Source organism: Blastomonas sp. AAP53 (assembly GCF_000331245.1).
Lineage (GTDB): Bacteria > Pseudomonadota > Alphaproteobacteria > Sphingomonadales > Sphingomonadaceae > Blastomonas.
In genome coordinates this window covers 692,733-714,294 of the sequence record NZ_ANFZ01000009.1, presented here as the reverse complement: position 1 = coordinate 714,294, position 21,562 = coordinate 692,733, and the positions used below count along the sequence as shown (strand labels likewise).

At 64.0% G+C, this 21,562-nt stretch carries 22 protein-coding genes and 1 other RNA gene; 13 read left to right on the top strand and 10 right to left on the bottom strand.

What is annotated here, in order from left to right:
- The 8 genes from hslU to D618_RS0110345 form a co-directional block, all read right to left on the bottom strand.
- Positions 1–1,302 carry an ATP-dependent protease ATPase subunit HslU gene (hslU, locus tag D618_RS0110380; RefSeq protein ID WP_026091535.1) on the bottom strand — a complete coding sequence of 434 codons (1,302 nt, stop codon included), beginning with the start codon at positions 1,300–1,302 and terminating at the stop codon, positions 1–3.
- Between the two features lie 38 nt (positions 1,303–1,340).
- A complete protein-coding gene (hslV, locus tag D618_RS0110375; RefSeq protein WP_193746711.1) occupies positions 1,341–1,886 on the bottom strand; it encodes an ATP-dependent protease subunit HslV in 546 nt (181 codons plus the stop codon).
- Positions 1,887–1,945: 59 nt separating this feature from the next.
- On the bottom strand, positions 1,946–2,248 hold the full coding sequence (locus D618_RS0110370; protein ID WP_017671447.1) for a putative quinol monooxygenase: 303 nt from the start codon (positions 2,246–2,248) through the stop codon (positions 1,946–1,948).
- Positions 2,249–2,327: 79 nt separating this feature from the next.
- The gene (locus D618_RS0110365) at positions 2,328–3,326 is read right to left on the bottom strand and encodes an NAD-dependent epimerase/dehydratase family protein (RefSeq protein ID WP_017671446.1); all 999 of its coding nucleotides are present in this window, start codon (positions 3,324–3,326) and stop codon (positions 2,328–2,330) included.
- 17 nt (positions 3,327–3,343) lie between these two features.
- Complete coding sequence (gene wecC / locus D618_RS0110360; protein ID WP_017671445.1) at positions 3,344–4,645, bottom strand: UDP-N-acetyl-D-mannosamine dehydrogenase; 1,302 nt, start codon at positions 4,643–4,645, stop codon at positions 3,344–3,346.
- Between the two features lie 255 nt (positions 4,646–4,900).
- The gene (locus D618_RS0110355; protein WP_026091534.1) at positions 4,901–5,113 is read right to left on the bottom strand and encodes a hypothetical protein; all 213 of its coding nucleotides are present in this window, start codon (positions 5,111–5,113) and stop codon (positions 4,901–4,903) included.
- 160 nt (positions 5,114–5,273) lie between these two features.
- Positions 5,274–6,014, bottom strand: a complete 741-nt coding sequence (locus D618_RS0110350; RefSeq protein WP_017671443.1) for a glycosyltransferase — start codon at positions 6,012–6,014, stop codon at positions 5,274–5,276.
- The gene (locus D618_RS0110345) at positions 6,011–6,604 is read right to left on the bottom strand and encodes a TIGR04282 family arsenosugar biosynthesis glycosyltransferase (RefSeq protein WP_017671442.1); all 594 of its coding nucleotides are present in this window, start codon (positions 6,602–6,604) and stop codon (positions 6,011–6,013) included. Before D618_RS0110345 ends, D618_RS0110350 begins: the two co-directional genes overlap by 4 nt.
- Positions 6,605–6,710: 106 nt before the next feature.
- Between D618_RS0110345 and maiA the strand changes: the two genes are divergently transcribed.
- The 4 genes from maiA to D618_RS0110325 all read left to right on the top strand — a co-directional run bounded on the left by maiA (position 6,711) and on the right by D618_RS0110325 (position 11,025).
- Entirely contained in the window at positions 6,711–7,343 is a 633-nt protein-coding gene (gene maiA, locus D618_RS0110340; RefSeq protein ID WP_017671441.1) for a maleylacetoacetate isomerase, read from the top strand.
- Positions 7,340–9,457, top strand: coding sequence for a TonB-dependent receptor (locus tag D618_RS0110335; protein ID WP_017671440.1), 2,118 nt, complete (start codon positions 7,340–7,342; stop codon positions 9,455–9,457). The genes maiA and D618_RS0110335 overlap by 4 nt, the downstream gene beginning before the upstream one ends.
- A 27-nt stretch (positions 9,458–9,484) precedes the next feature.
- Entirely contained in the window at positions 9,485–9,925 is a 441-nt protein-coding gene (locus D618_RS0110330) for a MarR family winged helix-turn-helix transcriptional regulator (protein WP_238550641.1), read from the top strand.
- Between the two features lie 92 nt (positions 9,926–10,017).
- A complete protein-coding gene (locus D618_RS0110325) occupies positions 10,018–11,025 on the top strand; it encodes a fumarylacetoacetate hydrolase family protein (RefSeq protein WP_017671438.1) in 1,008 nt (335 codons plus the stop codon).
- A 55-nt stretch (positions 11,026–11,080) separates the two neighbouring features.
- Here the strand turns inward: D618_RS0110325 and D618_RS0110320 are convergent, their stop codons facing one another.
- Positions 11,081–11,737 carry an alpha/beta hydrolase gene (locus tag D618_RS0110320; protein WP_017671437.1) on the bottom strand — a complete coding sequence of 219 codons (657 nt, stop codon included), beginning with the start codon at positions 11,735–11,737 and terminating at the stop codon, positions 11,081–11,083.
- Positions 11,738–11,966: 229 nt separating this feature from the next.
- Here D618_RS0110320 and D618_RS0110315 point away from each other — a divergent pair, with 229 nt between their 5' ends.
- The 9 genes from D618_RS0110315 to D618_RS0110280 all read left to right on the top strand — a co-directional run bounded on the left by D618_RS0110315 (position 11,967) and on the right by D618_RS0110280 (position 20,762).
- Entirely contained in the window at positions 11,967–13,052 is a 1,086-nt protein-coding gene (locus D618_RS0110315) for an aminotransferase class V-fold PLP-dependent enzyme (protein ID WP_026091531.1), read from the top strand.
- On the top strand, positions 13,019–14,182 hold the full coding sequence (locus D618_RS0110310) for a cysteine desulfurase family protein (protein WP_017671435.1): 1,164 nt from the start codon (positions 13,019–13,021) through the stop codon (positions 14,180–14,182). The genes D618_RS0110315 and D618_RS0110310 overlap by 34 nt, the downstream gene beginning before the upstream one ends.
- A 3-nt stretch (positions 14,183–14,185) precedes the next feature.
- Entirely contained in the window at positions 14,186–14,521 is a 336-nt protein-coding gene (locus tag D618_RS0110305) for a 2Fe-2S iron-sulfur cluster-binding protein (protein ID WP_017671434.1), read from the top strand.
- A 2-nt stretch (positions 14,522–14,523) separates the two neighbouring features.
- Complete coding sequence (bla, locus tag D618_RS0110300) at positions 14,524–15,387, top strand: class A beta-lactamase (protein WP_017671433.1); 864 nt, start codon at positions 14,524–14,526, stop codon at positions 15,385–15,387.
- Positions 15,388–15,441: 54 nt separating this feature from the next.
- An RNA gene (gene ffs / locus D618_RS19385) (signal recognition particle sRNA small type) lies at positions 15,442–15,537 on the top strand.
- A gap of 92 nt (positions 15,538–15,629) precedes the next feature.
- Entirely contained in the window at positions 15,630–17,450 is a 1,821-nt protein-coding gene (locus D618_RS0110295) for a DNA polymerase III subunit gamma/tau (RefSeq protein ID WP_017671432.1), read from the top strand.
- Positions 17,447–17,782 (top strand): YbaB/EbfC family nucleoid-associated protein, encoded by a 336-nt coding sequence (locus tag D618_RS0110290; protein ID WP_017671431.1) that lies wholly within the window; start codon positions 17,447–17,449, stop codon positions 17,780–17,782. The genes D618_RS0110295 and D618_RS0110290 overlap by 4 nt, the downstream gene beginning before the upstream one ends.
- A gap of 123 nt (positions 17,783–17,905) precedes the next feature.
- A complete protein-coding gene (gene lon, locus D618_RS0110285; RefSeq protein WP_017671430.1) occupies positions 17,906–20,302 on the top strand; it encodes an endopeptidase La in 2,397 nt (798 codons plus the stop codon).
- Positions 20,303–20,489: 187 nt separating this feature from the next.
- Positions 20,490–20,762 (top strand): HU family DNA-binding protein, encoded by a 273-nt coding sequence (locus D618_RS0110280; RefSeq protein ID WP_017671429.1) that lies wholly within the window; start codon positions 20,490–20,492, stop codon positions 20,760–20,762.
- 146 nt (positions 20,763–20,908) lie between these two features.
- Here D618_RS0110280 and D618_RS0110275 read toward each other — a convergent pair whose 3' ends face one another.
- Positions 20,909–21,541 carry a DUF4157 domain-containing protein gene (locus D618_RS0110275; RefSeq protein ID WP_017671428.1) on the bottom strand — a complete coding sequence of 211 codons (633 nt, stop codon included), beginning with the start codon at positions 21,539–21,541 and terminating at the stop codon, positions 20,909–20,911.
- Between the last annotated feature and the right edge of the window lie 21 nt (positions 21,542–21,562).

The window sequence follows — 21,562 nt, the reverse complement described above, 5'->3', positions numbered from 1 at the left end:
CTAGAGGACGTACTTGCTCAGATCCGTGTTCTTCGCGATTCCGGCCAGCTGTTTCCTCACATAGTCGGCATCGACGGTGAACGTCTCGCCGCTGTGATCCTCGGCGTTGAAGCTGATCTCTTCCAGCAGCTTTTCCATCACCGTCTGTAGCCGCCGTGCGCCGATGTTCTCGACGCTCTCGTTCACCGATGCTGCGATCCGCGCGACTTCGCGCAGCGCATCCTCGGTGATCTCAAGCGTCAGTTCCTCGGTACCCAGCAGCGCGCTGTATTGCTGCGCCAGATTGGCCTTGGTCTGGGTGAGGATGTGGAAGAAATCCTCCTCGCTCAAGGCCTTCAGCTCGACCCGGATCGGCAGACGACCCTGTAGTTCGGGCAGCATATCGCTGGGCTTGGCGATGTGGAACGCGCCCGATGCGATAAACAGCACATGGTCGGTCTTCATCGGCCCGTATTTCGTGGCCACCGTAGTGCCCTCGATCAGCGGCAGCAGGTCGCGCTGCACGCCTTCGCGGCTCACCGATCCGCCGCGCACATCGGACACCGCGATCTTGTCGATCTCGTCAAGGAACACGATGCCGTTGGCTTCGGCGTCTGCCAGCGCGACGCGCGCGACGTCGTCCTGGTCCATCCGCTTTTCGGATTCTTCCTCGACCAGCTTGTCCCACGCATCGGCAAGCCGCATCTTGCGCGGCTTGCTGCGCTTCTGGCCGAACGCCTTGCCCATCATGTCGCTGAGGTTGATCATGCCGACCTGGCCGCCCATGCCGGGGATTTCCATCGGCATGTTGGGCGTCGCATCGACCTCGATCTCGACCTCTGTATCGTTCATGTGGTTGTCCTGGATGCGCTGGCGAAAGCTCTGACGCGTCGCTTCGCTGGCGCTGTCACCGACCAGGGCGTTGAGCAGCCGTTCCATCGCGGCTTCGGATGCGGCCTCGCGGACCTTTTCGCGCCTGCGGTCCTTTTCCAGCCGTACAGCGTCTTCCACCAGATCGCGCGCGATCTGGTCGACATCGCGGCCGACATAGCCCACTTCGGTGAACTTGGTCGCCTCGATCTTGATGAACGGCGCATCGGCAAGCTTGGCCAGTCGCCGTGAAATCTCGGTCTTGCCGCAGCCCGTTGGGCCGATCATCAGGATGTTCTTGGGCGTCACCTCGTCGCGCAGCTCGGCGGGCAGGCGCTGGCGGCGCCAGCGGTTGCGCAAGGCGACAGCGACGGCACGCTTGGCATCCTGCTGCCCGATGATGTGGGCATCGAGCGCGGCGACAATGGATTTGGGGGTCAACATATCAGTCATGGGGTGTCTTCTTTATAGAGACGGGAAGGGCGCGCGCCTCAGGCGGCGGCGTCGGGAATCACCTCCAGGGTGACGCATTCGTTGGTATAGACGCAGACGTCCGCAGCGACCTTCATCGCCTTGCGCGCGATTATCTCGGCGTCCTGTTCATAGTCCATCAGCGCGCGCGCGGCGGCGAGCGCAAAGTTGCCGCCCGATCCAATCGCGGCAACGCCATCGACAGGCTCCAGCACATCGCCGTTGCCGGTGAGGATCAATGTGACCTCCTTGTCGGCGACGATCATCATCGCTTCCAGGTTGCGCAGGTACTTGTCGGTGCGCCAGTCCTTGGCGAGCTCGACGGCAGCGCGCATCAGCTGCCCCGAATGCCGTTCGAGCTTGCCTTCGAGCCGTTCGAACAGGGTGAAGGCGTCCGCGGTCGCGCCGGCAAAGCCGCCGATCACCGATCCATCGCCCAGACGGCGCACCTTGCGCGCGTTGGGCTTCATGACGGTCTGGCCCATCGATACCTGGCCATCGCCTGCGATCACCGCCTTGCCGTTCTTGCGAATGCCGACGATGGTGGTTCCATGCCATGTCGGCATGCTGCTGCTGTCTGTGCTCATGTCGGCGATATGGTGGAGCGGCGGGGGCGCTGCAAGACCTACATGATGCGCCGGACCTCGTCGCCAATGTACAGCCGGATGTCGGCTCCGACCCGTTCGACCTGCGCAAGGCCTGCGCCGAATGCCGCCATGTGCGGAGACTTCGAATGCGCATCTAGCGCGGCTTCGTCGGTCCAGCGCTCGGTGATGCGCAGAATGTCGGGATCGTTCATGTCGCGTGCAAAGGCATAATGCAGGCACCCGTCTTCCTTGCGGGTTTCCTCGACCATGATGCGGGCCGCCTCGGCAAATTTGTCGATTTCGCCCGGCGCAAAGTGCAGCCAGCCTTCGATGATCAGCATAGTGCCTTGAGTCTCCTGCATCGCCGGGGGTTTGACCGGTCACTTGCTAGGGTTACGGCGCATTGGTGGCGCCCGCAAGTCAGCAGCCGGTGTAGCTGCGATACCACTCGACGAAACGCGGGATGCCGGTGTCGATCGTGGTGACGGGGGCATAGCCCAGGTCGGCCTGGATCGCGCTGATATCGGCATAGGTTTCGTACACATCGCCCGGCTGCATCGGCAGCATGTTGCGGACCGCAGGCCTGCCGCACGCCGCCTCGATGACATCGATCATCCGGCCTAGCGGTTCGGGCTGATTGTTGCCGATGTTGTAGATGCGGTGTGGGGACACACTGCCGCCGGGCTTCACCAGGCCATCATCTGCGGGGGGCTGGTCGATGACCGCCAGAACGCCTGCGATGATGTCATCGATATAGGTAAAGTCCCGGCGCATGTCGCCATGGTTGTACACATCGATCGGCTCGCCCTGCAGGATCGCGCGGGTGAACTTCCACAGCGCCATGTCTGGCCGGCCCCAGGGGCCGTACACGGTGAAGAAGCGCAGCCCCGTCATCGGCAGGCGATACAGATGCGCGTACGTCTCGCTCATCAGCTCATCGGCCTTCTTGGTGGCCGCATAGAGCGAGACGGGATGATCGACCCTGGCATCGACGCGAAACGGGCTGTCGGCGCTGTTGCCGTACACCGACGAAGACGAGGCATAGACGAATTGCGCGGTGCCACGCGCGCGCGCCAATTCGAGCATGTTGAGATGGCCGACGAGGTTTGACTGAACATAGGCGCGCGGATTGTCGATGCTGTAACGCACGCCTGCCTGCGCGCCGAGATGCACGATGTGCTCGAACGCATGCGTATCCAGCGCTGTCTCCAGCGGGGTGTGATCGGCAAAATCGAGCTCGATGAAGTCGAAACGCCCTGTGTTCACCGTCGCCAGATCGGCCAGCCGCGCATGCTTGAGCGCCGGATCGTAATAAGGGTTGAGGTTGTCGATGCCGACCACCTGCTCGCCACGCTGCAGCAGCGCGCGGATCAGGGCGTGGCCGATGAACCCGGCTGCTCCGGTTACAAGAATGGACATGGCGATGGTGTGCCTGATCAGCCGGCGAGGCGCAAATGGCCGTTGGCGCGTTCCGGCTTGGCGGGCTGGTCGGGCCAGATACCGCGCGTGTCATAGACCAGCTTGTTGGCGCGCTCGGCGAGCGGGATCGACTTGAACACGTCGTGATCGACCAGCACGATGAACAGGTCGCAGCTTTTGATGGCGTCGTCGACATCGATCAGCTGCGCGCCCAGGCCGTCGTACGCGGGCGGCAGGCCCTGCGCATAAGGTTCGACGATCGAGATGCGGCTGCCGTATTTTTGCGCCAATGCCAGCGCAACCTTGTTGGCCGGGCTTTCGCGGAAATCGTCGATATTCGCCTTGAATGCCAGACCCAGGCACGCGATGCGGGCGGTGGCATGGGCGTCGATCAGCTCGCCGGCCTTTGTCAGCACATGGCCGATCTTGCCATCGTTGACCCAGCGCGCAGTGCGAATCAGCGGGGTTTCATCGGGCGCGCCGTGGATGATGAACCAGGGGTCGACGGCAATGCAATGTCCCCCCACACCGGGGCCGGGCTGCAGGATGTTGACGCGCGGGTGGCGGTTGGCGAGGCGAATCACCTCCCACACGTCCAGCCCCATGCGGTCGGCGACGATCGACAGCTCGTTGGCAAAGGCGATGTTGACGTCGCGATAGGCGTTTTCGACCAGCTTGGTCATCTCGGCCGAGCGCGCATCGGTGGTGATGCACTCGCCGCGCACGAAGCGGCGGTAGAAGGTCAGCGCCTTGCGCGCGCAGCGCGGCGTGATGCCGCCGATCGAGCGATCATTGTTGGTCAGCTCTTCGAGGATACGGCCGGGCAGGACGCGCTCGGGACAATAGGCGATGGCGATATCGGGGATATCGGCGGTCAGCCCAGGCACCTTGAGGTCGGGACGCAGCTTGGCGATCATGTCGCGCATCTCTTCGGTGGTGCCCACCGGTGACGTCGATTCGAGGATGATGCAGTCGCCAGGTTTCAGCACCGCGGCGATGCTGCTCGCGGCCTGCAGGACATAGCTGATGTCGGGCGCGTGATTCTCGTCGAACGGGGTCGGCACCGCGATCACGAAGACATCTGCTGATTCGACCTGCAGCGACGTGCGCAGCATCCCGCGCGCGACGACGCCTTGCACCAGGCCATCGAGATCGACCTCCTCGATATGGATGCGGCCTTCGGCAATGGTGCTGACGACATGCTCGGACACATCGACGCCCAGTACGCGGCAGCCTGAGCGCGCGATGATCGCAGCCGTGGGAAGACCGATATAGCCCAGACCCAACACACAAACTTCAGGCTTCTTGTCGGACAGCATGCTCAATCCCCGAAAGTGGTCGGCTCGCGTGCCGCAGCACGGCGCACCATAGAAGTCCGGTCTAGGCGTGTCCCGGTTAAAAAACCGGTAAGTAGCAACAGGGCCGGGAGGTGGAAGTCAGGGCCACGCAATGCGATACAGGCGGCTGGCCCCCGTAGCCGGTCGCAGCGCACACCGGGGCCACCGGTTCCATCAGCCAAAAAAAAGGGCGACCCGTGGGGCCGCCCTTTTCTCGATAGCGTTAGCCTGAAGAAATCAGGGGCTGTTGGGCTCATCATCATCAGCGATGATGATGATGCCGCCGACAACGGCAGCAGCCGCAACGACACCGATGATGATGCCGGTGCTGCCTTCAGCTTCGTTTTCTTCGGTCGAGGCGGCGGTCACGCGACCGGCAGCCTGGGCGAGAACCGGAGCGCCGACCATCGTGGTCAATGCGATCGCGGCGATTGCAGCTTTCATTTTCATTTTCATACTTCCTGAACAGGAGTTTCGTGCTCAACGCCGAAATGACATGGAATGGTTTATGTTGCAAGTGCGAAATGGCACGTTCCGTCAATTTGAATGCGAAATTTGAAGGTCGGCAGATTCACCTGGCTGTCATCTTAATGTCACAAAAACCCCCGGATTACCGAATGTCGGGATACATGTCCTTGAGTCGATGGCGCATTCCGAAGGTCCAGGCGAGCCCGACCTTGAGATAGATGTAGTTCGCTTTCAGCGGTCCCCATGCTGCAATGCGGCGGTCCGATGTGATCACTGGCTTGCGGGTCATCTTCAGTTTCCCGATCCGGGCAAAGCCGATGCAAAGATCGGCCTCTTCCATGATCGTGGCGCTGGCGGGGATGCCCCCGATTCGCAGGTAATCGGTGCGGCGAAAGAACATGGCATGGTCGCCGAACAGCAGCCGCACGCCCCTTGCGAACAGATGCGGATGGGTGACCAGCGGGTAATAGGTCTTCCACCAATTGTGCGCGGTGGTGAACCAGCGCAGCTTTTCGCCCCGGATGATGGGCAGGAAGGTGGCAAGCGCGATCCTGCGATCCTCCAGCACCGCGCGGATGTGAGCGATGGCATCGGGTGGCAGCAGGCTATCGGCGTGGAGGATGCAGACAAGCTCTCCGGCCGATTGTTCGACGCCAAAGTTGATCTGCGGACCGCGCCCGCGCGTTGGCGAAACAATCGCGCGCCAGCCTGCTGCCTGAGCCAGCGCCACGGTATCGTCCTCGCTGCCGCCATCGACCAGCAGGATCTCATCGGGTTGAGGGTCGAGCGCGGCGACATTGGCAATGGTCGCGGGCAGCGCCTTCGATTCGTTGAGCGCCGGGATCATCAACGTGACCCGGACGGGCAAGGCATGACCGGTCATGCCAGCAGCGCCAGTTCCGGCCATCGCTGCAGATCTTCGGGCCGGTCGCAATCCGCGAGCACGGGCAACAGCGCGACCGAAAGCCCGAGATCTTTGCAGCGGCGCAGCGTTTCCGGCGTCACTTCGGCGGTGCTCCAGGGCATGTTGTGGAGCAACTCGGGTCGTGCCTGGTGCATTCCGATCAGGTAATAGCCGCCATCCTCTGCGGGGCCGATCACGATGTCATGCGTTTCCAATGCAGCGATCGCCTCGCGCACATGGGCCACCTGAAGATCGGGCGTATCGGCGCCTAAAAAGACATGGCCGTGGTCGCGGCCCGCATCGATCAGCCGTTCGGTCAGGCCGCCTTCGACCTGTTTGGCAAATGTTGCGCCATCGCCGAGCCAGGACCGGAACGCGGTTTCGTCTGTGCCGGCATAACGCACTTCGACCGGGGCGCCGCTTTGCAACAGCGTGTCCACAGTGCGCCTTGCGAGATATCGGTGAACGTTTGCAGCGCCTTGCGCACCCAGCGCCGGGATCAGCCGTGTCTTGGCATAGCCCGGCAGCGGGTATTTGGCGAACAATACAAGGTCGGGCAAGGCGGCCATGGCGAGAGGCTTAGCGGCCTGCCGCCGGGAAACAAGCCTTGCATCACAAGGTCGCAGCCATATGGTGCGCGACCCGGCCACCCGACCCCCAAAAGGAGCACGCGCCATGTCTGAGACCATCCTGTTCGATTACTGGCGTTCATCGGCCAGCTACCGCGTGCGGATCGCGCTGAACCTCAAGCAGATCGCCTATCAGGCGGTGCCCACCGACCTGCTGTCCCGCGCGCAGAAGGCCCCCGATTACGTGGCGCGCAATCCGCAGGGGCTGGTGCCGATGCTGCATATCGATGGGCATGATCTGTCCCAGTCGCTGGCGATCATCGACTATCTCGATGCCACCCGCCCCGAACCGCGGCTGATTCCTGCAGACCCTGCAGCGCGCGCGGCCATGCTGGCACGGGCGATGATCATCATTGCCGATACGCACCCGGTCAACAATCTGCGGATGCTCCAGTACCTCAAGTCTGAGATGGGGCAGGAGCAGCGCGCGATCGATGACTGGTACAAGCACTGGATCGCCGAGGGCTTTGCCGCGCTCGAGGCCCTGGCGCCCGAAACCGGGCTGTTCGGCGGCACCAGCCCCGATCTCACCGACATTTGTCTGGTCCCGCAAGTGGCCAATGCACGCCGTTTCGACATGGATCTGACGCCATACCCGAGGCTGGCGAGGATCGATGCCGAACTGCAGGCAATCCCCGCGTTCGCCGATGCACACCCTGACCGGGTGAAGCCGGCATGATCACCCGCATCTGCAAGCTGATGGCCTGCACCAGCATGGCGGCCTTCGGAGCGGCGATGACCGCTGCGCCGGCCGCGGCCCAGGAGCAGCCATCCGACACGATCAGCTGGCCGGATGCGCCGATCACGGTGGTGGGTGCCCCGCTGGCCGAGCCGATCGGCGACCGCGCCTATAGTATCACCGCCATCACGCCGGACATGCTGGCCAATGAGCCCAGCCAGCGACTGGAAAACGCCTTGCGGCTGGTCCCCGGGCTGCAGCAGTTCCGGCGTTCGGATGCACGCAGCGCCAACCCGACCAGCCAGGGCATCACCCTGCGCGGACTGGGCGGCAATGCCTCCAGCCGGGCGCTGTTGATCCTCGACGGCGTGCCGCAGAGCGATCCGTTCGGCGGGTGGATCAGCTTTCCCGGCTATGATGCGATCAATCTGGCCGCAGTGCGCGTCCGGCGCGGGGGCGGCACCGGTGGCGATGGCCCCGGCGCGCTGGCGGGAACAATCGAACTGGAAAGCGCTGGCATCGCTGCCGACCAGTCCAGCGTTTACGCGGACATGGCCTATGGCAGCCGCGATTCGCTGGAGGCCAGCATCGGCACCAGCCAGGCTTTGGGGCAGGGCGGGCTGTCGCTGTCTGCCCAATATGCGCGCGGCGACGGCTTCGTGCCGGTCATCGCCTCGCAGCGTGGCGCCGTGGACCGCGCTGCGCCGTACGAGCAGTTGGGCGTCAATCTGCGCTTCGTCGCACCGCTCAACGCGACGACGGAGTTGCAGGCCAGCGCGCGTGCCTTCACCGATCAGCGCGAGCGGGGCTTTGCCTTCAGCGACAACGACAACGCCGGCGCAGATGCCAGCATCCGTCTGGTGGGGCGCGGAAACCTGCCCTGGTCGGCGCTCGCCTATGTCCAGACGCGCAGCTTCGAAAGCAGTTTCGGCGCCATCAGCGCCAACCGTGCGACCGTGACCCAGAGCCTGGACCAGTTCAACACTCCCTCCACTGGCTTGGGCGCGCGCGTCGAAATCCGGCCATCGATCGGCAGCGGCGGCGAGTTGCGGCTGGGGGCCGAATGGCGACGCACGACGGGCGAGACGCGCGAGCTATTCACCTTTGTGGCCGGCAGCCCCACCCGGTTGCGCCGGGCGGGCGGAGACAGCGAAACGCTGGGTGCCTTTGCAGAAGCGAGTTGGCAGGCGAGCACTGACCTGCTGCTCACCGGCGGCGGCAGGCTCGATTACTGGTCGCTTGCCAATGGGCACTTGCGCGAGACGGTCATCGCCACCGGCGCGCCGCTCACCACCGCCGATTTTGCCGACCGTGACGGTTGGGAGGGCACGGGCAGGCTGGGCTTTGCCTGGGATGCTGCCGGCCTGCTCAAGCTGCGGGGCGCGGCTTATACAGGCTGGCGATTGCCGACGCTGAACGAGCTGTACCGGCCTTTCCGCGTTGGTCCCGATGCCACCGCCGCGAACGCCGCGCTTGCGCCGGAGCGGCTCCGCGGGGCCGAGCTGGGGCTGGATTACGAGATCTACACGATCCGCCTGGGCGCGACGGTGTTCTGGAACCGGCTCGACAACGCCATCGCCAACGTCACGCTGGCGCGGGGTCCGGGCACGTTCCCCGGTGTCGGCTTCGTGTCCGGGGCAGGCGCGTTCAGCCAGCGGCAGAATCTCGATGCGGTCGAGGCGAAAGGCGTCGAGCTGGAAGCGCGCGCGGATATCGGCGATTTCGATCTGGCGGCGGCCTACAGCTTTGTCTATGCCGAGGTGCGCGCCACTCCCGGTCAGGCGGCGATCGATGGCCGGCGTCCGGCGCAGGTGCCGCGCCATTTCGCCACCGCGTCGCTTGGCTGGTTTCCGCAGGGCGGTGATAGCGGCCTGAACCTCACCGCGCGCTATGTCGGCGCGCAGTTCGAGGACGATCTGGGGCAATTGGCGCTCGAAGATGCGTTGACGCTTGATGCACGCGCGGCGTTGCGACTGACCGACAATCTGCTGGTCGAACTGCGCGGAGAAAATCTCTTCGATACGCTCGTTCAGGCTGGCATCAGTGGACCCGGCATCATCGAACGTGCCACGCCGCGTACGATTTGGCTTGGCGTCAAACTGGACATTGAATAGCCTGAGATCTGCAACATGACCCGCAACATGACCCGCCTCTCCGATTTTCTGCCCTATCGCATTTCGATCACTTCGAATGCGGTGAGCGATCTCATCGCCCGCGAATACCGCACGCGCTTTGGGCTGAAGATTCCCGAATGGCGGGTGATGGCGGTGCTGGGCGATGTCGGCGAAGCTACGCAACGTGAACTGGTCGCAGCCACGCGGATGGACAAGGTTGCGGTCAACCGCGCAACCAAGACGCTCGGCGACAGGGCGCTGATCCAGCGGGCGCCCAATATGAGTGATGGCCGATCGCATCATCTTGCGCTCACCCCCGCAGGCCGGGCGCTATATGGCGAGATCATGCCGCTGGCGCTGGAAATGGAGGCGCAGGTGCTGGCGGTCCTCGATGATCAGGAACAGGCTCAACTGGGTAACCTGCTGGGCAAGCTGCTGCACCGGGCGGATGAACTGACCGGGGATTGAGTCGCACCGTTTCGCCTTGCATTCCGGTTTCAACTGATACTATGTTGCGCACAACACCTGTCTGTCTGGACACTGAAAAAGGTACCCCACCGATGAAGCTAGCATCCCTGAAGAGCGGCCGCGATGGCCATCTGGTCGTCGTTTCCAACGATCTGGCCTGGTATGCTGATGCCAGCCATCTGGTGCCCACGCTCCAGGCGGCACTCGATGACTGGGACCGGATGGCGCCGTATCTCGAAGTGCTGTCGCGCGATCTGGAACATGGCGTCATACCGCGCGAACGGTTTCACGAGCACGACGCCGATGCGCCCTTGCCGCGTGCGTTCCAGTGGGTCGATGGGTCGGCCTATGTCAACCACGTCGAACTGGTGCGCAAGGCGCGCGGCGCCGAGCTTCCCGAGAGCTTCTGGACCGACCCTTTGATGTATCAGGGCGGATCGGACGACCTGATGGGGCCGCGCGATCCGATCGAGCTCAAGGACGAGGCCTGGGGCTGCGATCTTGAAGCTGAGATCGTGGTTGTCACCGGCGACGTTCCGCAGGGCGCGTCGCCTGAAGACGCGCGCCGCGCGATCCGGCTGGTCGGACTGGTTAACGATGTCTCGCTGCGCAACCTGATCCCCGATGAACTCGCCAAGGGCTTCGGCTTTGTCCAGTCCAAGCCCGCCAGCGCCTTTTCGCCGGTGTTCGTCACCCCCGATGCGCTGGGCGATTATTGGCAGGATGGCAAATTGCACCGCACGCTGATGGTGGACCTCAACGGCGAGCCGTTCGGCAGGGCGGTGGCATCGGATGATTGCACGTTCGATTTTGGGGTGCTGATTTCGCACCTCGCCAAGACGCGGCGGGTGCGTGCAGGCTCGATCATCGGATCGGGTACCGTTTCCAACCGGGACAGCGATGGCGGCCCCGGTCGTCCGGTGAGTGAAGGTGGCCTTGGCTACAGCTGCATTGCCGAGCTGCGGATGGTGGAGAAGATCAAGACCGGCGAGATGACCACGCCGTTCCTGAAGGATGGCGATGTCGTGCGCATCGACGTGCACGATGACCGCGAACATTCGATCTTCGGCGTTATCGAACAGACCGTGGTGGTCGGCTGATCGAAGGCGCGGGGGGTATCACCACCCCCGCGACTTTCAGGTATCGAGCGCCGCCTCAGCGGATCGGCGAATCCGGTGCCAGGCGCATGTCGAGATAATTGTCGACCGAGTGCATCAGATCGTCGAGTTCGTGCTCGAAGAAGTGGTTCGCCCGGCCGATCTCGTCATGATGGATGGTGATGTGCTTCTGGGTCCGCAGCTTGTCGACCAACTTCTGCACCGCACCTGGCGTCACCACCGTATCGGCTGCGCCCTGAACGATGATGCCCGAGGCAGGGCAGGGCGCCAGGAAACTGAAATCGTACATGTTGGCAGGCGGCGCAACCGAGATGAAGCCGCGAATCTCGGGGCGGCGCATCAGCAGCTGCATCGAGATCAGCGCGCCGAAGCTGAAGCCCGCGACCCAGGTGGTCTGCGCCTCGGGATGAAAGCTCTGCACCCAGTCGAGCGCGGCAGCAGCATCGGACAGCTCACCGATACCGTTATCGAACGTGCCCTGGCTGCGGCCCACGCCACGGAAGTTGAATCGCAAGGTCGCAAAACCGCGCCGCACGAAGGTCTTGTACAGCGCCTGCGTGATACGATCGTTCATCGTGCCGCCGCCCTGGGGGTGCGGATGTAAAATCATCGCAACCGGTGCGCGCGGACGAGGAGCGGGGCTGAAGCGTCCTTCAAGACGGCCTTCGGGACCGGGAAAGATGACGGCGGGCATGATTTGCGGACTTTCGGCTAAGAAAAAGGGCAGGCGGCTTGGAAAAAGGACAGGCGACCATCCAGAAAAGACATCGCCGCAAGCGTCAGATAGGGCTTATGGCGTGTCGAGGAAGGGGCCTATACGCAATCTGGCCTTCAAAAAGCAACAAAATGCGTGGCATTGGCGCGTGTCGCGGTTAGAGGAATGCGATGAACCGACATCGAGCCTGGCCAAGCTGATCGCCCCCATGAACGAAGCGCGCATTTATCTTGACCACGCGGCGACCACGCCGGTGCTGCCCGAAGCCCGCGCGGCAAGCCTTGCCGCGATGGATATCTGGGCCAACCCATCCTCTCCCCATGCCGATGGCCGCGCTGCGCGCGCCGCGCTGGAAGATGCCCGTCGGAGGATTGCCGGCGCGCTGGGCTGGGATGGCGAGGTCATCCTGACCAGCGGCGCGAGCGAGGCAATCGCGCTGGCGATGCACGCGAGCCGAACCGATGGCTGGATCGTCAGCCCGACCGAGCATGATGCCGTGCAGCGCATCGTGGAGCGCGCTCCTGCTGGTCGCTCGGTGATGCGTCTGGCGGTGGACCTGGATGGCGAGCTGGTGATGACCAGCCTGCAGCGTGCGCTGGAGGCTGCAGCGGGACGGTCCTTGGTCGTGGTGCAAACGGTCAACAGCGAGACCGGCGTTGTCCAGGACAGCGGCGCAATAGCGACCATCGCGCGCGAGGCCCGGGCGGTGACCTTGTGCGACGCATCGCAAAGCGCAGGCAAGCTGCCGCTGCCCGATGCCGACATGATCGTCGTGTCAGCACACAAGCTGGGCGGACCGCCGGGCATCGGCGCCTTGCTGATCCGCGATCTGGGCCTGCTCGACGCGCCCGGAGGCCAGGAAAAGGGCTATCGCGGCGGCACCGAGAACGTGCCCGCTGCGATGGGCTTTGCCGCAGCACTGGCCAGCTCGCGCAACTGGATCGACCGCGCTGCCGACCTGCGCCACCAGCTGGAAAGCGCCATCCGCGTGGGCGGAGGTGAGGTCGTGGCGCACAGTGCGCATCGCCTGCCGACGATCGGCAGCTATCGCATGCCCGGCGTCGCTGCCAACGCGCAGCTCATTCAGTTCGATCTGGCAGGCGTGTCGGTCTCGGCGGGCAGCGCCTGCTCATCGGGCACGCTGAAGACCAGCGCGGTGCTGACGGCCATGGGCTGGGACGAAAGGGCTGCCGGCGAGGTTGTTCGGGTCAGCTTCGGTCCTTCCACCACCCGCGCGCATGTCTATCGCTTCATCGAACTGTGGCGCGCGATGGCCCAGCGCGTGCGCAGCTGACCGTGCCGCCCCAGCCGATCTATCTCGATTATCAGGCGACCACGCCGCTGGCCCCCGAGGCGCTCGCCGCCATGCTGCCCTGGCTGGGCGCACCGGACAGTGCAACGGGTTGGGCCAACCCGCACAGTTCGCACAGCGCAGGCCGCCGCGCCGCAGCGGCGGTGGAGGTCGCGCGCGACCAGATTGCTGCGCTGATGCCGCCGGGCGGACGCGTGATCTTCACCAGTGGCGCGACCGAGGCGCTCAACCTGGCGTTGCGCGGGGCACTGCCGGCGCTGGCCCCCCGGCATGGCATCGTCACCATCGCCACCGAGCACGCCGCCGTGCGCGATACCAGCCTGTGGCTGGAAACGAAGGGCCAGCGGCTTGACCTGCTGTCCGTGGACGGTGACGGGCTGGTCGACCTGCAGGCGGCGCGCGCGCGCATCACCGGCGAGACCGCGCTGGTGGCCACGATGCTGGTCAACAACGAGATCGGCGTGATTCAGCCGGTCGATGATCTGGCGGCGATGGCGCACGAGGCAGGCGCGCTGTTTGTATGCGATGCGGTGCAAGGCTTTGGCCGAGTGCCGTTGCCCCCATCGGCAGACTTGATCGCGATCAGCGCGCACAAGATTCATGGCCCCAAGGGCATCGGCGCCCTGTGGGTGCGCGACGGCATCGTGCTGGAGCCGTTGATGCACGGCGGCGGCCAGGAACAGGGGCTGCGGTCGGGCACGCTCTCGCCCGCATTATGTTCAGGGTTCGGCGCGGCGGCCAAGCTGGCGGGAGACCGCCAGGCCGAAGACGCGGCGCATGTTGCCCGGCTGCGCGATGCCGCGCTGGCCTTGTTCGAGGGCTGGCAGGTCAACGGCTCGCTCGATCACCGCTATGCCGGCAACCTCAACCTGCGGCGCAAGGGGCTGGATGTCGCGCGGTTGATGTCGGACGTGCGGGGAGTCGCGTTTTCTGCAGGCTCTGCCTGTGCCAGCGGATCGGGGCGGCCGAGCCATGTGCTGACCGCTCTGGGTTTGCCGACAGAGAAGGTGCGTTCGTCGATCCGACTGGGCTTTGGCCGCTATACCACGGTTGACGAAATCGAACGCGCCGCGCATTTGATCATCGATGCGGCCGACAGGCAGACGGGGTGATCGATGGTCGAAGTGGTTTTCATCAGCGCCGACGGCAAGACCCGTCAGAGTGTTCAGGCGAAGGACGGAGACCGTCTGCTCGATGTCGCGCAGGCAAACGGCCTGCCGCTGGAGGGCACCTGCGAAGGGCAGATGGCGTGCTCCACCTGCCATCTGATCATCGATCCGGCAGATTTTGGCAAGCTGCCGGAGCCTGTCGAGATGGAAGAGGACATGCTCGACCTCGCAGTTGCGGTCACGCGGACATCGCGCCTGTCGTGTCAGATCTTCCTGCGCGAGGAATGGGGCAGCCTGACCTGCCGCGTGCCTGCCGAGAGCTATGACATGCAGGGCGTCTGACGATGCGCCGGGCGGGCGTTCTTCTGGCAGCGCTGGCTCTGGCCAGTTGCGCCAGCATGACGCCGCCGGACACGATAAGGGCTGACCTTGCGGCGATCGAGGCGCGCAGCGGTGGCAGGCTGGGTGTGGCGCTGGTCGATCAGGACGGCAGGCAGGTTGCCGGCCATCGCGCCGATGAGCGGTTTGCGCTCTGCTCGACCTTCAAGCTGCCGCTCGCCGCGATGGTGCTCGAAAAGGCTGCCGAGGGCCGTTGGGCGATGGGAGACGCGCTGCCCGTCACCGATGCCGATATGGTTGCTTATGCGCCCTATGTCGAAGCGCAGCGCGACAAGTCACCGCCTGAACCGGTGACGGTGGAGGGCGCTGCTGCTGCGGCCGTGTCGCTCAGCGACAATGCGGCTGCCAATCTGCTGCTCGACCGGCTGGACGGGCCACAGGGCTTTACGGCCTGGCTGCGCGGCAAGGGCGATGCGGTGACCCGTCTCGACCGGCGCGAACCCAAACTGAACGAAAACGCCATCGGTGATCTGCGCGACACCACATCACCGCTGGCGATGGCCGAAACGACACGCAGGCTGGTGATCGGCGATGCGATGCCATTGGGTCAGCAACGGCTGCTGTATCGCTGGATGGAAGATACCGCGACCGGGCTCAAGCGAATTCGCGCCGGGCTGCCGCAGGGCTGGAGCGCGGGCGACAAGACCGGAAGTTGCGGCAACGCGTTCAACGATGTCGCCGTGTTCACCACCGCCAAGGGCAGGCGCTATGCGCTGGCGGTTTACCTCGACCGGCCTGTCGTAAAGGGCGACGATGCCAGCGCGATCCTCGCCGATGCCACCCGCGCGCTGCTTCCCGTCTTGCGCTGATCGAGCACTGTTCAGCGGTTCTTGCTTTCCGCGAAACTTGTCGCCATATGCGCAGCGGGAGTCGGGCGGACGTAGCCGTCGCCAATCTGGTCAGGTCCGGAAGGAAGCAGCCATAACGATTTTCGCCGCGGGTCGTCCGGCTCCTACCACCTCCATTCTGTCACCCGCCGCGCACCGGCCTGTTTTGAACAGGCAGGCAGTTTCGTTTCCATCTGTGCGCGCCTGCGGCTAATCACATTTGCATGGACGATTCCCCGCCCCACGACATTCAGAGCGACGAGAGCGACATGCCTGGTCTCGGGCTTGATCTGCCGTCGCCCCCGGCGCCCGCCGCTGCCAGCGGCCAGGCCTATCGAGTGCTGGCGCGCAAATACCGCCCTCAGACCTTTGCCGAGCTTATCGGTCAGGATGCCATGGTCCAGACCCTGGGCAATGCCATCCGGCGCGAACGGCTGGCTCATGCTTTTTTAATGACCGGCGTGCGCGGGGTGGGCAAGACCTCGACCGCGCGGCTGATCGCCAAGGCGCTGAACTGCATCGGGCCCGACGGGCAGGGCGGGCCGACGATCGCGCCGTGCGGCGTGTGCGAACCGTGCATCGCCATCGCCGAGGGCCGCCATATCGACATCATCGAGATGGACGCCGCGAGCCACACCGGCATCGACGACGTTCGCGAGATAACCGAGGCGGTGCGCTATGCCGCCGTATCGGCGCGCTACAAGATGTACATCATCGATGAAGCGCACATGCTCTCGAAACAGGCATGGAACGGCTTGCTCAAGACGCTGGAGGAACCGCCGCCGCATGTGAAGTTCCTGTTTGCAACCACGGAAGTGAACAAGGTGCCGATCACGGTGTTGTCGCGCTGCCAGCGGTTCGACCTGAAACGCATCCCGTCCGAACTTCTGGCCAGCCATTTTGCCGAGATCTGCGTCAAGGAATCGGTCGAGGCCGAGCCTGATGCACTGGCGATGATCGCCGATGCCGCCGAAGGATCGGTGCGTGATGGCCTCTCGATCCTGGATCAGGCCATCGCGCATTCCGATCTGGGCGGCGACGGTTCGGCCGAGGGCGGAGCATCGGTGCAGGCCGCACAGGTCCGCAGCATGCTGGGTCTGTCCGATCGCGGATCGATGCGTAGGCTGTTCGCGCATCTGATCGCGGGCGATGCCGATGCGATGCTGGCCGATCTTGATGCGCAGCACAGTCTGGGCGTCGATCCTTTGAGCGTCATGCGCGGGCTGCTCGCGATGGTGCATGCCATCACGCTGCACAAGGCCGCGGGCCGGGTGCGTACGGTGCATGGCGAGGAAGACCGCGCGGCGCTGGCCGATTGGGCGGGCAAGATGGGCCATGCCAGCCTGCACCGGCTATGGCAGTTGCTGCTCAAGGGGCATGACGAGATCGAGAGTGCGCCGGTCCCGCGTGAGGCGTGCGAGATGGCGCTGATGCGCGCGCTGTATGCGGCCACCATGCCCGATCCGGGTACGCTGGCGCGCCGCCTGGCCGATGCGCCGCCACCGTCCGCCCCTGCGCCTGCTGCGCCGGAAACGCATGCTCCCGAGGCTCCGGCGAGCGAGGAATCGCCGCCATGGGACATCGCGGCGGCTCCGCCGTCTGCAGACACGTCCGCCGCTGCTCCCGTCGCTGCAATTCCAGCGACGCCCCGCACGCTTGCTGACCTGGTCGAGATGCTCGACAATGCGAACAAATGGCTGATCGCGGCGCAGCTCAAGTCGGACATGCGCCTGATCGAACTGGGCGACGACAGGCTGATCTATCAGTCCGCTACGGGCCGCGATGATTATGTTGCGCTGCTGCGTGAAGCGCTGGCGGACATCACCGGACGTCGCTGGCAGATCGAGCGCGGCGAGGGCGAGGCCCAGCCAACGCTGGCCGAAGAGGAAAAGCGCGCCGAAGCAGCGCTACGCGACGAAATCTTGAACCATCCGCTGGTCAAGGCAACGCAGGCTGCGTTTCCTGACGCGGAAATAGACTGGACTGCGGCGGAATTCTCCCCACATGGAGACGAAACCCTGCCAACACGGAGTGCCAAGGCATGAAAAGCATGGAAGAGATGATGGCTGCCGCACAGGAAGCCGCACAGACCGTTCAGCGCCAGATGAACGAGGCGCAGGCCAAGCTCGAATCGATCGAGGTCGAAGGCGCAGCGGGCGGTGGCCTAGTCAAGGTCCGCGCGACCGCCAAAGGCCGCATTCTGGGCGTGTCGATCGACGACAGCCTGATGGTTCCTGCCGACAAGCAGATGCTCGAAGACCTGATCGCCGCAGCCTTTAACGATGCGCGCACCAAGGCTGATCGCGCCAGCGAGCAGGAGATGAGCAAGATGGCGCAGGGCATGCCCTTGCCTGCCGGATTCAAGCTTCCGTTCTGAATGCGTTAACCTGCGCAGGTGCAGGATCGCTTGTCGTGGATAGACCCGGCAACCATATAGGCCGGTGAAATGCTGCCGGGCGACCGGTGGCCTGACCTCCAGATGGATTGAACCGAATTGACCATGTTCCAGACTTACCCCCTGCTTCCCTTGCGCGATATCGTGGTGTTTCCGCAGATGATCGTGCCGCTGTTCGTCGGCCGCGACAAATCCGTCGCCGCGCTCGAGCGGGCCATGGAGCAGGACAAGGAAATCTTCCTGGTTGCGCAGCTCGACCCGGCGCGCGACGACCCTGATCGTGACGATCTGTACGACATCGGCGTGATCGCAACGGTGCTGCAACTGCTCAAGCTGCCTGATGGCACGGTGCGGGTGCTGGTCGAAGGCGGCGAACGGGCGCGCCTGAACGGTCTGCAGGCGAGCGGCGATCACGTGCTGGCCGAAGTCGAGGCGCTGCCTGCGCTTTCGGTCAGCGGGACCGACGTCAACGCGCTGATGCGCTCTGTCGTCGATCAGTTCGAAAACTATGCCAAGCTCAACAAGAAGCTTCCGGCAGAGACCGCCGTGCAGCTGGCCGAGATCGACGATGCCTCGAAGCTCGCCGATGCGGTGGCTGCGAACATTTCGGTCAAGGTGGCTGACAAGCAGAGCCTGTTGACCGAGGACGATCCGGTCAAGCGGCTGGAGATGGTGTTCGGCTTCATGGAAGGCGAGCTGGGCGTGCTCCAGGTCGAAAAGAAGATCCGTGGCCGCGTGAAGCGCCAGATGGAAAAGACCCAGCGCGAATATTATCTCAACGAGCAGTTGAAGGCGATCCAGTCCGAACTGGGCAATGGCGATGGCGAAGACGGCAACGGCGTCAACGAACTTGCCGCCAAGATCGAGAAGCTCAAGATGTCGCCCGAGGCCAAGGCCAAGGCCACGTCCGAGCTGAAGAAGCTGCGCGGCATGGCACCGATGTCGGCAGAAGCGACCGTCGTCCGCAATTATCTCGACGTCCTGCTAGGCCTGCCCTGGGGCAAGAAATCGAAGCTCAAGAAGGACATCGCCGAAGCGCAGAAGGTGCTCGACGACGACCATTTCGGCCTGGAGAAGGTCAAGGACCGGATCATCGAATATCTGGCCGTTCAGGCGCGGACCAACAAGCTCAAGGGTCCGATCCTGTGCCTTGTCGGCCCTCCGGGCGTCGGCAAGACCTCGCTGGGTCGTTCGATCGCCAAGGCGACCGGACGCGAGTTCGTGCGCCAGTCGCTGGGCGGCGTGCGTGACGAAGCTGAAATCCGCGGTCATCGGCGCACCTATATCGGTTCGCTCCCGGGCAAGATCGTCACCAACCTCAAGAAGGCAGGCACCGGCAATCCGCTGTTCCTGCTCGACGAGATCGACAAGCTGGGTCAGGATTTCCGGGGCGATCCGGCATCGGCGTTGCTCGAAGTGCTCGATCCCGAACAGAACGCCAAGTTCCAGGACCATTATCTGGAGATCGACATCGATCTGTCGGACATCATGTTCGTGACCACCGCGAACAGCCTGAACCTGCCGCAGCCGTTGCTCGACCGCATGGAGATCATCCGGCTGGAGGGCTATACCGAGGACGAGAAGGTCGAAATCGCCAAGCGGCACCTGATCGCCAAGCAGATCGAGGCGCACGGCCTGAAGAAGGGCGAGTTCGAGCTGACCGAAGAGGGTCTGCGCGACCTCATCCGCTATTACACCCGCGAGGCAGGCGTGCGTACGCTGGAGCGCGAAATCGCTCGGCTGGCGCGCAAGTCGCTGCGGCGGATCCTGGAAGCCAAGGATACGTCGGTCGTCATCACGCCTGATAACCTGTCCGACTTTGCCGGCGTGCGCAAATATCGCCACGGCATCGGCGAGGCGGAGAACGACATCGGCGCGGTGACGGGGCTGGCCTGGACCGAAGTGGGCGGCGAACTGCTAACCATCGAGGCGGTGACCGTTCCGGGCAAGGGGCTGATCAAGACCACCGGCAAGCTGGGCGAAGTGATGCAGGAATCGGTGCAGGCGGCGTTCTCGTTCGTCAAGGCACGGGCTCCGTCCTACGGCATCAAGCCAAGCATCTTTGCGCGCAAGGACATCCACATCCACCTTCCCGAAGGCGCGGTGCCCAAGGATGGTCCATCTGCGGGCATCGGCATGGTCACCTCGATCATCTCTACGCTGACCGGCAATGCTGTGCGGCGTGAAGTGGCGATGACCGGCGAGGTGACGCTTCGCGGCCGTGTCCTGCCGATCGGTGGCCTCAAGGAAAAACTGCTGGCGGCGCTGCGTGGCGGCATCACCACGGTGCTGATCCCGGCGGAAAACGAGAAGGATCTCGCAGAGATTCCTGCGAACGTGAAGCAGGGACTGACGATCATTCCGGTGAGCCATGTGGACGAGGTGCTGCGCGTGGCCCTGGTCGATCCGTTCGTCGCGATCGACTGGACGGAGGCAGACGAGCTTGCTGCCCAGCCTCCGGTCGGGGCAGGGGATCTGCGCGAGGCTGCGGTCAAGCATTGATCCGCGATGGTGCATCGCAGCATCGTCAACAAAGCGTCCGGCAAGGCGCGCATTACGGTAAAATTGCGATAAAACGCCCGGAAATGCGCGCCTTTCCCTTTGACAGCCGGAAAGTTCTGGTTCTAACTCAACCCCCTCAAAGCCGCGATTCAGCAAGGTTCAACAATAATCAGGGGGTTCCCACGGCATGAACAAGAATGATCTCATTTCGGCTGTTTCTGAACAGGCCGGTATTACCAAGGCGGATGCCAGCAAGGCAGTGGAAGCCGTGTTCGATTCCATCAGTGGTGCGCTCGCCAAGGGCAGCGAAGTTCGCCTCGTCGGCTTTGGTACGTTTTCGGTCAGCAAGCGCAAGGCATCCACCGGACGCAATCCGCGCACGGGTGAAAAGATGGAAATCAAGGCGTCGACCCAGCCCAAGTTCAAGGCCGGCAAGGGCCTGAAGGATGCGGTCAACTGATCGAATGCAAGTCTGCCCTTTGAGGGCGGACCTGGGGCACGCTTTGAGCGGGCAGGGGTCGTAACTCCTTCAGCCCTCCCCGGTTGAATAGCTTTCAGACATACCGAAAAGGCGGCACCCAACGTGCCGCCTTTTTGAGTCCGGGGTTAGCCCGCCTTGCGGATCGCTGCGGTGACCGCGTTCGCCCGGTTGGTCGCCTCGCGCTCGATGGCGCGCCAGTCGGCGATATAGGCTGCAGCGAAACGGTTGATGCCCATACGCCGGTACTGCTCGACATGCGCCAGTTCGTGCGCCCAGATCCACACATTGCCGGTCAGCCGTTCGCTGGAGAAAACGACCTGCCGGTTCAGCGCGACGGCGCCTTCCTCCATGTATTGCTCGGTGAGCAACGTTCCCAGGTCGACCCGTCCGGTCCCGATTGTCCAGCGCACGGACGCCAGCAGGTCCGGTGCGAAATACGGCCTCAGGATCCTCGCCATGTCTTCGGGAACAGGCCTGGGTCCAGCACGCGAGGCCTGCGCCTCTGCGTGACGGATGGCCTGCGCGAGAACGGGGCCCGTCAGCCGCGAAGATCGCCGGACCAGCTGTTCCGACCCATTGCGCGCCTGGGTGGCAAGCTGGCGCGACGATTGGACGGTTTGCGACCCAAGCCTGCCCAATGCCTTGGCAATCTCTGGCGGCGGGCGGAGCAGCTCCTCGTCGGGTCGCTCTATGCACCCGCCCGTCGCCAGTATGGCTAGCACCAACAGTGCCTTGGTCAGGTTGCGCGGTCTGCTCATGCGCCGACCGCTAGCCCAGCC

Coding starts and splice junctions, on each gene's coding strand:
- hslU (WP_026091535.1), bottom strand. CDS start 1,302: ATGACTGATATGTTGACCCCCAAATCCATTGTCGCCGCGCTCGATGCC.
- hslV (WP_193746711.1), bottom strand. CDS start 1,886: ATGCCGACATGGCATGGAACCACCATCGTCGGCATTCGCAAGAACGGC.
- D618_RS0110370 (WP_017671447.1), bottom strand. CDS start 2,248: ATGCTGATCATCGAAGGCTGGCTGCACTTTGCGCCGGGCGAAATCGAC.
- D618_RS0110365 (WP_017671446.1), bottom strand. CDS start 3,326: ATGTCCATTCTTGTAACCGGAGCAGCCGGGTTCATCGGCCACGCCCTG.
- wecC (WP_017671445.1), bottom strand. CDS start 4,645: ATGCTGTCCGACAAGAAGCCTGAAGTTTGTGTGTTGGGTCTGGGCTAT.
- D618_RS0110355 (WP_026091534.1), bottom strand. CDS start 5,113: ATGAAAATGAAAGCTGCAATCGCCGCGATCGCATTGACCACGATGGTC.
- D618_RS0110350 (WP_017671443.1), bottom strand. CDS start 6,014: ATGACCGGTCATGCCTTGCCCGTCCGGGTCACGTTGATGATCCCGGCG.
- D618_RS0110345 (WP_017671442.1), bottom strand. CDS start 6,604: ATGGCCGCCTTGCCCGACCTTGTATTGTTCGCCAAATACCCGCTGCCG.
- maiA (WP_017671441.1), top strand. CDS start 6,711: ATGTCTGAGACCATCCTGTTCGATTACTGGCGTTCATCGGCCAGCTAC.
- D618_RS0110335 (WP_017671440.1), top strand. CDS start 7,340: ATGATCACCCGCATCTGCAAGCTGATGGCCTGCACCAGCATGGCGGCC.
- D618_RS0110330 (WP_238550641.1), top strand. CDS start 9,485: ATGACCCGCCTCTCCGATTTTCTGCCCTATCGCATTTCGATCACTTCG.
- D618_RS0110325 (WP_017671438.1), top strand. CDS start 10,018: ATGAAGCTAGCATCCCTGAAGAGCGGCCGCGATGGCCATCTGGTCGTC.
- D618_RS0110320 (WP_017671437.1), bottom strand. CDS start 11,737: ATGCCCGCCGTCATCTTTCCCGGTCCCGAAGGCCGTCTTGAAGGACGC.
- D618_RS0110315 (WP_026091531.1), top strand. CDS start 11,967: ATGAACGAAGCGCGCATTTATCTTGACCACGCGGCGACCACGCCGGTG.
- D618_RS0110305 (WP_017671434.1), top strand. CDS start 14,186: ATGGTCGAAGTGGTTTTCATCAGCGCCGACGGCAAGACCCGTCAGAGT.
- bla (WP_017671433.1), top strand. CDS start 14,524: ATGCGCCGGGCGGGCGTTCTTCTGGCAGCGCTGGCTCTGGCCAGTTGC.
- D618_RS0110295 (WP_017671432.1), top strand. CDS start 15,630: ATGGACGATTCCCCGCCCCACGACATTCAGAGCGACGAGAGCGACATG.
- D618_RS0110290 (WP_017671431.1), top strand. CDS start 17,447: ATGAAAAGCATGGAAGAGATGATGGCTGCCGCACAGGAAGCCGCACAG.
- lon (WP_017671430.1), top strand. CDS start 17,906: ATGTTCCAGACTTACCCCCTGCTTCCCTTGCGCGATATCGTGGTGTTT.
- D618_RS0110280 (WP_017671429.1), top strand. CDS start 20,490: ATGAACAAGAATGATCTCATTTCGGCTGTTTCTGAACAGGCCGGTATT.
- D618_RS0110275 (WP_017671428.1), bottom strand. CDS start 21,541: ATGAGCAGACCGCGCAACCTGACCAAGGCACTGTTGGTGCTAGCCATA.